This is a genomic window from Pseudoxanthomonas sp. LjRoot204_2, assembly GCF_056175765.1.
On the sequence record NZ_JBGFFG010000087.1, the window covers coordinates 1 to 9,900 of the forward strand.

The 9,900-nt window shown below is 68.4% G+C and carries 9 protein-coding genes; all 9 read right to left on the reverse strand.

The window, feature by feature from the left end:
• Positions 1-587, reverse strand: a 587-nt coding sequence (locus AC04L7_RS06090) for a diguanylate cyclase domain-containing protein (protein WP_475512693.1), incomplete at its 3' end; no start/stop codon positions are given.
• Positions 584-1,207, reverse strand: a complete 624-nt coding sequence (locus tag AC04L7_RS06095) for a histidine kinase (protein WP_435998956.1) — start codon at positions 1,205-1,207, stop codon at positions 584-586. The genes AC04L7_RS06095 and AC04L7_RS06090, both read right to left, overlap by 4 nt.
• A 125-nt stretch (positions 1,208-1,332) precedes the next feature.
• Positions 1,333-2,523 carry a methyl-accepting chemotaxis protein gene (locus AC04L7_RS06100; RefSeq protein WP_296281866.1) on the reverse strand — a complete coding sequence of 397 codons (1,191 nt, stop codon included), beginning with the start codon at positions 2,521-2,523 and terminating at the stop codon, positions 1,333-1,335.
• A gap of 232 nt (positions 2,524-2,755) precedes the next feature.
• Entirely contained in the window at positions 2,756-3,823 is a 1,068-nt protein-coding gene (locus tag AC04L7_RS06105) for a protein-glutamate methylesterase/protein-glutamine glutaminase (RefSeq protein WP_435998954.1), read from the reverse strand.
• Positions 3,823-4,425 (reverse strand): chemoreceptor glutamine deamidase CheD, encoded by a 603-nt coding sequence (gene cheD, locus AC04L7_RS06110; protein WP_296281868.1) that lies wholly within the window; start codon positions 4,423-4,425, stop codon positions 3,823-3,825. Before cheD ends, AC04L7_RS06105 begins: the two co-directional genes overlap by 1 nt.
• Positions 4,422-5,333: a CheR family methyltransferase gene (locus tag AC04L7_RS06115; RefSeq protein ID WP_299343677.1), complete on the reverse strand. Its 912-nt coding sequence runs from the start codon at positions 5,331-5,333 to the stop codon at positions 4,422-4,424. Before AC04L7_RS06115 ends, cheD begins: the two co-directional genes overlap by 4 nt.
• A 98-nt stretch (positions 5,334-5,431) precedes the next feature.
• Positions 5,432-7,663 (reverse strand): methyl-accepting chemotaxis protein, encoded by a 2,232-nt coding sequence (locus AC04L7_RS06120; protein ID WP_435998951.1) that lies wholly within the window; start codon positions 7,661-7,663, stop codon positions 5,432-5,434.
• Positions 7,664-7,754: 91 nt separating this feature from the next.
• On the reverse strand, positions 7,755-8,102 hold the full coding sequence (locus AC04L7_RS06125) for a hypothetical protein (RefSeq protein ID WP_436001026.1): 348 nt from the start codon (positions 8,100-8,102) through the stop codon (positions 7,755-7,757).
• Between the two features lie 216 nt (positions 8,103-8,318).
• Positions 8,319-9,900, reverse strand: a 1,582-nt coding sequence (locus AC04L7_RS06130) for a putative bifunctional diguanylate cyclase/phosphodiesterase (protein WP_475512694.1), incomplete at its 5' end; no start/stop codon positions are given.

The window sequence follows — 9,900 nt, forward strand, 5'->3', positions numbered from 1 at the left end:
TGGTAGAACAGGCGCAGTTCGTTGTGGTGGATGGCATTGACGATCTGCCGCGCGATGATGCTGTCGCTGCGTGCGGTGATCGCCGCGCCGCGCCGGTACAGGCGCACCAGGTTCATGCCTTCGTGCTTGGCCTGTTCCATCGCGCTCTCGGCGCATTGCAGCAGGCCAGACGGCGTGTCGGCATGTTCGGGACACAAGGCGATGCCCAGCGTGCCGGTCAGGAACAGCGTGTACGGCAGCACCGTCATCGGCAGCTCGATCTGCTCGCGCAGCAGCTCGCCGAAGCGTTCGGGCGGCAGGGTGCCGGGCGAGCGCGGCACGGCCACGATGAACTCGTCGCTGCCATGGCGCCAGGCGCGCGCCTCGGTCCCCAAGGCCTGCTGCAGGCGGTCGCTGAGGATCGCCAGGGCTTCGTCGCCGACTTCCACGCCCATGTTCTCGTTGATCGAGCGGAAGTGGTCGATGTCGACGTACAGCAGCATCAACGGCGTGCCGTCGTGGGTGGCGGCCTCGACCATGCGCAGCAGGTCGGGTTCGCYGGCCCCCAGGCGCGGCAGGCGGGGCAGGTGGGCGTGCTCGGAGTTCACGCGGGATCGGCGGATGTGGCGGGCAGGGACCCATAGGGTAGGCGAAGTCGCCATGGCGCGTCCGGGACGACGACCAGTTCGCCCCCCGCCGCGTTCGCCAGCGCCTGCAGCAGCGGCCGCGCATCCACGTCGGCCTGCACCTGCATGTCCACGGTGAAGCCGCCGCGGGGATCGGGATCGCCGTTGAGCGCGAGGATGATGCGGCCGCCCGCGTGGGCCACTTCCCGGGCGATGGTCTGGACGATGCGGAACGCGACCAGGGCACGGTCGGCGCCGGGTGCGTGGGGCAAGGATGCGAGTGTCAACGTGCTGCCGGGGAACAGGCGTTCGTACTCGGCCCGCAATGCGGCGTCGAGCCCGATCGAATCGAGTTGCGGCGGATGCAGCGTGGCATGCAGGTCGCGCACGAGGGCGACCGCCTCATCGCTTGCGCGGATGATCTCGCGCAGGTCCTCCTGGCGGATCTCCGCGTCATCCTCCGACTGCACCAGGTGCGCTCCCATGCGGATCGCCGACAAGGCCTGGCCGACCTGGTTGTGCAGGGCGCGCCCGACCCGGTGGCGGTCGGCTTCCTGCAGGTGGAAAAGCTGCAACAGCAGGTCGTCGGGAGAAGGCGGCATGGGCGCGGCGCGGGCGGGAACGGCGGCAGTATGCCAGTCGTGCCGCCGTGGCATGGCGGAGCGGCCCTGAATGCAGCGGGGCGGCCATCGCTGGCCGCCCCGTGCGTGTCATCCGGTGGCGGGGGTCAGAACAGCTCGACCGTGCCCGCGCCCATGTTCTGCTGGGCCACCGGCTTGTGCGGCGGACGTTCCCATTCGGTGCGCTGGTCGCGCAGGCGGTTGCCGATCAGGCGCAGCGCGCTGAGCAGTTCGTTGTCCGTCGCGCCGCCGGTACGGTGCAGCAGTTCCTGCAGGGCCAGCGCTTCCTTGTTGATCGCGGTCAGGCGGTCCAGGTGGGTCTGCGCACTGCCCAGCGACTGCGTGGCGATGTCCTCGAACTGCAGCGAGCGGACGGCATCGGCGACGCTGGCGTCGATGGCGTGGCCGCACATCGAGACTTCGCGCATGCCGTCGCCCAGCGAGGCGTTGATCGCCGCAACCTGGTTGAGCATGCCGGCGGCTTCGGAGCGGGCTTCACGCGAGCGGTCCAGGTCGCGCGAGGCCATGTTCGACACGGTGTCGCGGACCTTGGCAATGGATTCCTTCGAGCTGTGCGCCAGCTTGCGGATCTGCTCGTTGAAGGCGGTGGAGCGCTCCGACAGGTTGCGCACCTCGTCGGCGACCACCGCGAAGCCACGACCGGCTTCGCCGGCGCGCGCGGCTTCGATGGCGGCGTTCAGTGCCAGCAGGTTGGTCTGGTCGGCGATCGACTTGACGTCTTCCAGCAGCGAGAAGATGCCATCCAGGTGCTGCGCCATGTCGTCGATGTGGTGCACCGTGGTGCCGCTCTGGCCGGCGACCTGTTCCAGCGCCTCGACCAGCTGTTCCATGCGCTGGCTGGCGTTCTGGGCGAAGCGCGCCACGTCCACGCCGGCACGGTCGCCGTCGCCGTTGCGGTCGATGATCCGGGAGATGGCCGCACTCTGTTCGCGCGACTTGCGGTTCATCGCGTCGAAGCTGCCGCCGAGGTTGCTGACCGCCTCGCGGATCAGTTCCCGTGCGCGGTCGATCTCGCTGCGCGAGCCTTCGATCTCGTTGTTCACGAAGCGGCGCAGCTCGGTCAGCAGCGCATCCTGTTCACGCACCACGCTGGCATGCTCAGGGGAGATCTGGTGCGAATTGACGGCCGTCAGCCAGGCGAAGATCAGCCAGGCCAGCGTCAGCGACGTCAGCAACGCCCACTGCACGGCGTTGGGCCAGTCGAAGCCGACCGACAGCGGGAACAGCAGGGTCAGGAGAAGGGGTGCCGCAAGACGAACCAGGATGCGCGAGTACATGGGTGCTCTCTGATGAAGCTCACTGATGAGTATCGGCCGTGGGGAACGGCTCTTTAGGCGGGAAATCGCGCGGTTTTGCTGTGGCGGGCGATCTGTGACCGCCATTGCCGCTTGTGCGACCGGCGGTTGTGGGAGCGACGTAAGTCGCGATGCTCTTCGTTCAGGCATCGCCGTCGCGTCATCGCGACTTACGTCGCTCCCACATCAGGCTCGCAGCGGCGATGCCGCACGCTCAGGCAATCGCCGCCGCCAGGTCGAGCAGGCGTTGGGCGATGCGTTCCAGCGGCAGCGCCTCCTTGGCCGCGCCCAGGCGCATCGCGGCTCCGGGCATGCCCCAGACCACGCTGGTGGCTTCGTCCTGCACCAGGGTCGGCGCACCGGCCTGGCTCATCTCCAGCAGGCCGCGGGCGCCGTCGTCGCCCATGCCGGTCAGGATGGCGCCGACCGCATTGCCCCCCGCGCTCTGCGCCACCGAGCGGAACAGTACGTCGACCGCCGGCTTGTGGCGGTTGACGGCGGGGCCGTCGTCGATGCGGGCGCGCCAGCGCGCACCGTCGCGGATGATCCGCATGTGCTGGCCGCCCGGGGGCAGATAGGCGTGGCCGGGCAGGATCGCTTCGCCGTCGCTGGCTTCGCGCACGGCCATTGCCGAATGGCGGTCAAGGCGTTCGGCGAAGGCGCGGCTGAAGCCCGCGGGGATGTGCTGGGTCAGCACGATCGCGGGCGCGTCGGCGGGCATCTGTTCCAGCACCACGCGCAGCGCTTCGGTGCCGCCGGCGGAGGCGCCGATGGCGATCAGGCGGTCGGTGGTGCGGAAGCGCAATGCCGGCGGCGCCGGCAGTGCCGCATCGAGGTTCACGCGTGGCGCGCCGGTGCGGGCCAAGGGCCGTACGCGCGCCTTCGCCGCCGTCTTGACCTTGGCGATGATCTCGTCGGAATACGCCTGCAGTCCGCTGGCGACATCGAGCTTCGGCTTGGAAACGAAGTCCACCGCGCCCAGCGACAGCGCCTGCAGCGTGGTATCGGCGCCGCGCTCGGTCAGCGAGGAGATCATCACCACCGGCATGGGCCGCAGGCGCATGACGTTCTCCAGGAACGCCAGGCCGTCCATGCGCGGCATTTCCACGTCGAGCGTCATCACGTCGGGATTGAGCCGCTTGATCTTGTCGCGCGCCAGCAGCGGGTCCGCGGCGGAGCCGACGACCTCGATGCCGGGGTCGCGCGACAGGATTTCGGTCAGGATCTGGCGAACGACCGCCGAGTCGTCGACGATCAGCACGCGGCAAGGATTCGTACTCATCAGAACAGCTCCACGCCCCCGGTGACGGGCGCCCTGGACAGGCGCGCGCGCGCGGCGGATTCGGCGGCCAGCACTTCGGCATCGTGGGCGTGCGGCAGGCGCTGCACCACCGCGCGGCCGCTGTCGGCGAAGTACCAGACCTTGCGCGGATGGATGCCCCGCAGGTCTTCCGCCACCACCGGGATGCGCTCGGCATCGAGGTAACGGCGCACGAATTCGGCGTTGCGGGTACCGACCGGATTGCTCGTGAAGCCCTTCAGCACGTTGGCGCCCCCGAACACCTTGGCCTGCAGGCGGCTGCGCGCGGCGCCGCGCTTGAGCAGGTCGTTGATCAGCAGTTCCATCGCGTAGCTGCCATAGCGCGCGGGTGCGCCGTCGCCGACGTTGCCGTCCGGCAGCAGGAAATGGTTCATGCCGCCGAGTTTCAGCAGCGGATCGCGGATGCAGGCGGCCACGCACGAGCCCAGCACGGTGACCAGCGCGGTGTGATCGTTCACCACCAGGTACTGCGTGGGCAGCAGCTTGGCGGCATCGGTCTTGAAGCGGATGTCGTGGTAGCGCATCACGCTGCCATCGGCGAAGGCGGCCGCGGCGGCGCTCATGCGGCGGCCCCGGCGCGCCGGTACAGCGTGCGCCCGCAGGGCTGGATGATGTCCGCGGCGTGCAGGTAATTCTCCGAGTGCCCGGTGTACAGCATGCCGTCGTCGGCCAGGTGCGGCACGAGGCGGGTGAGGATGCTGCGCTGGGTCGGTTTGTCGAAGTAGATCATCACGTTGCGGCAGAACATCGCCACGAACGGGCCCGCCACGTCGTAGCGTGGCGCCAGCAGGTTGAGCGGACGGAAGTCGATCATCTGGCGCAACGCCGGATGCACGCGGCACTTGCCCTCGTTGGGGCCGCTGCCGCGCTGGAAGTAACGCCGCTTCAGCGCGTCGTCCAGGCCGGCGATGCGTTCGATCGGATACACGCCGCGTTCGCCGGTGGCCAGCACCTGCGTGTCGACGTCGGTGGCCAGGATGCGCACCGGCGGCGTCAGCGTGCCGTAGGCCTCGCAGGCCGAAATGGCGATGGAGTAGGGCTCCTCACCGGTGGAGGCGGCGCAGGACCAGATCTTCAGCGCTCCGTCGTTGCGCCGCTTGGCGAGTTCTTCCTGCAGGCGCTCGAAATGGTGCGGTTCGCGGAAGAACGAGGTCAGGTTGGTGGTCAACGCATTGGTGAAGGCCTGCCACTCGTCGCCGCCGTCCCGTTCCAGCTGGTCCAGGTAGTCCTTGAAGCTGCGCAGGCCCAGCGCACGCAGGCGTCGCGAAAGGCGGCCGTAGACCATGTCGCGCTTGCCGTCGGCCAGGGCGATGCCTGCCCGTTGGCGGATCAGGTCGGCGACGCGGCGGAAGTCGCGGTCATCGAACTCGAAATCACGCGCGCCGGTCGCGGCGGCGTCGTCGCGAGGGGGCGGGGCGGAGGTCCGTCGGGTCGAGGTAGCCGGAGCAAGGGGGCGGGTACTGACGGACATGGAGGTCTCGCAAGAGCGGGGTACTGGCGGTCATGCCGCCGGGGTCCGTCCTGTGGACGGGCCCCGGCGCGCGACCGGGACGATGCAAACCGCGTGCCTCAGAATTCCTGCCAGTCGTCACCGTCGGCAAGGGCGGGCTCCAGCACCGTCGAGGCGGTGCGGGCGACCGGCTTCGGCGTTGCGGCGGTCGGGGCGGCCGCGGCCTTGGCCGGCTTGGCGGCGGCCACGGGTGCGGAGTGGGCATGCAGCTTGAACACCGAGACGGACTCGCTGAGCGACTGCGCCTGCTCTTCCATCGAGCGGGCGGCGGCCGAGGCTTCCTCCACCAGCGCGGCGTTCTGCTGGGTGGTCTCGTCCATCTGGGTGATCGTCTGGTTGACCTGCTCGATGCCCGCCGACTGCTCCTGCGAGGCCGCCGAGATCTCGGCCATGATGTCGGTCACGCGCTGCACGCTGGCGACGATCTCGCCCATCGTCGCGCCCGCCTGGTTCACCAGCTTGGAACCGTCGGCGACCTTGTCCACGGACGTCTCGATCAGGCCCTTGATCTCCTTGGCCGCATTGGCCGAGCGCTGGGCGAGCGTGCGTACTTCGCTCGCCACGACCGCGAAACCGCGGCCCTGTTCGCCGGCACGCGCCGCTTCAACGGCGGCATTGAGCGCCAGGATGTTGGTCTGGAAGGCGATGCCGTCGATGACCGAGATGATGTCGGCAATCTTCTTCGAGGACTGCTCGATGTCGCGCATCGTGGTGACGACCTTGCCGACCACCTCGCCGCCCTGCGACGCGACGGACGCGGCGCCGATGGAGAGCTGGTTGGCCTGGCGGGCCGATTCCGCGTTCTGGCGCACGGTGGAGGTCAGTTCCTCCATGGACGCTGCGGTTTCCTCCAGGTTCGCCGCCTGCTGTTCGGTGCGACGCGACAGGTCCGCGTTGCCCGACGCGATTTCACCGGCGGCGGTGTTGATGGAGCCGGAGGCGTCCTGGATGCGGCCGACGATGTCGGTCAGCTGGGCGACGGTGGCATTCGCATCGTCGCGCATGGTGGCGAACACGCCGTGGAAATCGCCTTCCATGCGGGCGGTGAGGTCCCCGCGGGCGATGGCCTGCAGCAGTTCGGAAACTTCGGCCAGGTTGCCGTCGGTCGTTTCCATCAGCTGGTTCAGGCCGTCGATCATGTCGCGGAAGTCGTACTGGTACTTGTCCACGTCGCCGCGCTGGCTGAAGTCGCCGGAGGAGGCCGCCATGGCCAGGCGCTTGATCTCGCCGTTGATGGCCGAGAGGTTGGCCTTGGTGGCGTCCATCGTCTCGGTCAGGTTGGCCTTCTCGCCGGGCAGCTTGGGCATGTCCAGGCTCAGGTCGCCCACCGAGTAGCGCTGCATGATCTTCAGCGCGTCGCCGATGGCCTGCAGGTGCGAGGCGACCAGCGCGTTGGTGTCGCGCACCATGCGGCCGTATTCGCCCGGGAACGCGCTGTCGTCCATCCTGTAGCTGATCTGGCCTTCGTCGTGGCGTGCGGCCATTTCGCTCTGTGCGGCGATGACCGACTGCACCTGCGTCTGCATGCGCTGCATGGCGCTGAGCAACTGGCCGACCTCGTCGGAACGGCTGGTATCGATCTTGCCGTCCAGCTTGCCGGCGGAGACATCGTTGGCCACGCGCACGGCTTCGCCGACCGCATTGGCGATGGCACGGGCGAAGAACCAGGCCAGGGCAAGGCCACCGACAATGCCTGCCACCAGCATCACGACCATCAGCGTGCTGGAGGCCGTATAAGTGCTGTGGGCGTTCGTGCTGGCGGTCTTGGCCTGCTTGTCGACCACCGTGATCAACGTGGAGAGTGCAGCCGTCGCCTTGCGGTGCTGGTCGCGCGTCGCGCCGATGAACGTGTCCACGGCATCGTCCGGCAAGCCCAGGTCCAGCATCTCTTGAACGTCCGCGTAGGACTGCTGAGCCGCCTTCCATTCCTTGACGAAGCTGTCGTAAGCCTTTTTCTCGTCGGCGTCGGTGATCAGCTTGGCGTAGTCCTTGCTCGCCTGCTCGATCCTCTTCTCGGTTTCGCCGGCAAGTTTCCTTGCCTCGGCCTTGACGGCGTCGCTCGCGCGCACGTGCTGGCGATAGGAATTGGTCCGGTATTCGCCCAGCAGACTCTGCAGATCGCCGGCGGCCTTGACGCTGGGCACGACGTTGCCCGTCACTTGGGTGGTGACACCGTTCAACGAGTTCAGGCCGACGAACGCGGCGATGCCCTGGACCAACATCAGGGCCAGCACGACGCCGAAGGCCAGCATCATCTTCGTCGTCAGTTTGAGGTTCTTGATCCGCTGCATGGGGATTCTTTCCTTTACCGGGGCGCGCGCCGCGCCGCTCTCATTGGCAACCAGGGCGGGGCAGGGCGCGCGGCCCTGCCCGTGAAGCGGATCAGCGGATCGTCGCCAGCTTCAGGTTCGACGGCGAGCTCACCACGATCTCGGCACGCGACTGGTCGCGCTCGATGTTGCCGATCACGCAGACATCCTTGCCTTCCAGCTCTTCCGGCGCCGGCTTGAACTTGGCGCGGGCGTCGCCCGGAATGCGGGCAGTGAACGTGTGGCGCGGGAAGTTGCCGCCCATGTACAGGAAAGTCGGGGTGCCTTCGGTGTTCTCGGCGAAGCGGGCCTTGCCCACCTTTCCGCAGACGGTGCCGGCCTTGCCGGTGAAGCGCGCGGCCATGTCGGCGGGGATCGCATTGTCGATCTGCGACTGGCTGCTGGCCGGCGTGGGCATCATCAGGGCGGCGCCGGCGGCGACGAGGGACAGGGTCAGGACGGATGCGATCTTCATGCCAGTAACTCCGGAGGGGCAGGGATGGTGGGAAACACTCACCGCCTGAGATCGGCGCCCCGCCGCCAAACTTGAGACCTCGGACGCTTCAGGAAGCGGTGATGCGCACGAGTGGGAGCTGCATCACAGTTCGTGGCCGCTGGCGCGCGGCGGCGGCCCGGCTCAGGCCGTGGCGACGCTGTCCGCCACGACCTCGATGTCGCGCACCGATGCATGCGGATGTGCGTGCAGCCATGCTTCCAGCGGGCCCGCCGGGAGCGGCGGCGAAAACAGGTAGCCCTGCAGGACGGGGAAGCGCTGTTCGGTGAGGAAACGATGCTGGGATTCGGTTTCCACCCCTTCGGCAACCACCTTCATGCCCAGGCTCTCGCCGATGCGCAGGACGGAGGAGGTCAGCGTGCGGGCGATGGCGCTGGTGTCGATGTCGCGCACGAAGCTCTGGTCGAGCTTCAGCTCGCTGATCGGCAGGCGGTGCAGGTGGCTGAGGCTGGAATAGCCGGTGCCGAAGTCGTCCAGCGACAGCCGCACGCCGAGCACGTAGATGGCCTCGATGTTCTCCAGCACGTCCGGATCCGGATCGAGCATGACGCTTTCGGTGATTTCCAGCGTCAGGTCGGCCGGCACCAGGCCGTGTTCGTCCAGCAGGTCGGAGATCTGCAGCGACAGTTGCGGGTCGCGGAAATTGATCGCGGAAACATTGACCGACACGCGCGGGATGTCGATGCCGCGGCGGCGCCAGTCGGCCATCTGCGCGCATGCCCGGCGCAGCACCCACAGGCTGAGGTCGGCGATCAGGCCGCACTCTTCCGCGACGGGAACGAAACGCGACGGCGGAATCACCCCGAGATCGGCATGGTGCCAGCGCAGCAGCGCTTCGACGCCGTAAAGCTCGTGACCGTCGCCGCCGCCGACCTGCGGCTGGTAGTGCAGGTCCAGCTGGTCCAGCCGCAGCGCGTCGCGCAGCGCCGTCTCCAGCGAGACGCGCTCCTGTGCCACGCGGTTCATGTCCAGGCTGAAGAAGCGGAAGCTGCCGCCGCCGTCGCGTTTGGCGCGGTACATGGCCATGTCGGCGTGGCGGACCAGCAGGTCGATGTCGCGGCCGTCGTCGGGGAACATCGCCACGCCGATGCTGGCGCTGGGGTGCAGGGTCATCAGGCCTGCCGTCGTGGGGGCGGCGATGGCGCCCAGCAGGCGCTCGGCGACGCTGCCGGCCTGTTCCGTGCCGCACATCGGCAGTACGGCGACGAATTCGTCGCCGGCCTGTCGCCCGACGATGTTGATGCCGCCTAGTTCTTCGCTCAGGCGCGCGGCCACGTCACGCAGCAGGCCATCGCCGGCGGCGTGGCCTTGCGCGTCGTTGACCCGCTTGAAGCGGTCCAGGTCGATGAAGACCACGGCCGCGGTACCGTTGGCTTGTGCCACGTTGGCGAGCGCCTGCTCGGCCTTGGCGCTGAACATGATGCGGTTCGGCAGGCCGGTCAGGGTGTCGTAGAACGCCAGCTGGTGCACGCGTTCGTTGGTCTGTTCGCGCTCCAGCGTCAGCGAGCACAGGTGCAGGCAGGTGTCGGCCAGCCGCTCGTGCAGCTCGTCCGGTCCGCGGTTCTCGCGGTAGTAGAACGACAGCGTGCCGAGCACGCGACCGCTGCTCGACTTGATCGGGTGCGTCCAGCAGGCGTGCAGGCCCAGCGGCGTGGTGAGGTGGCGGGTGTTGGCGCACAGCGGGTCGCTGGCGATGTCCTTGACC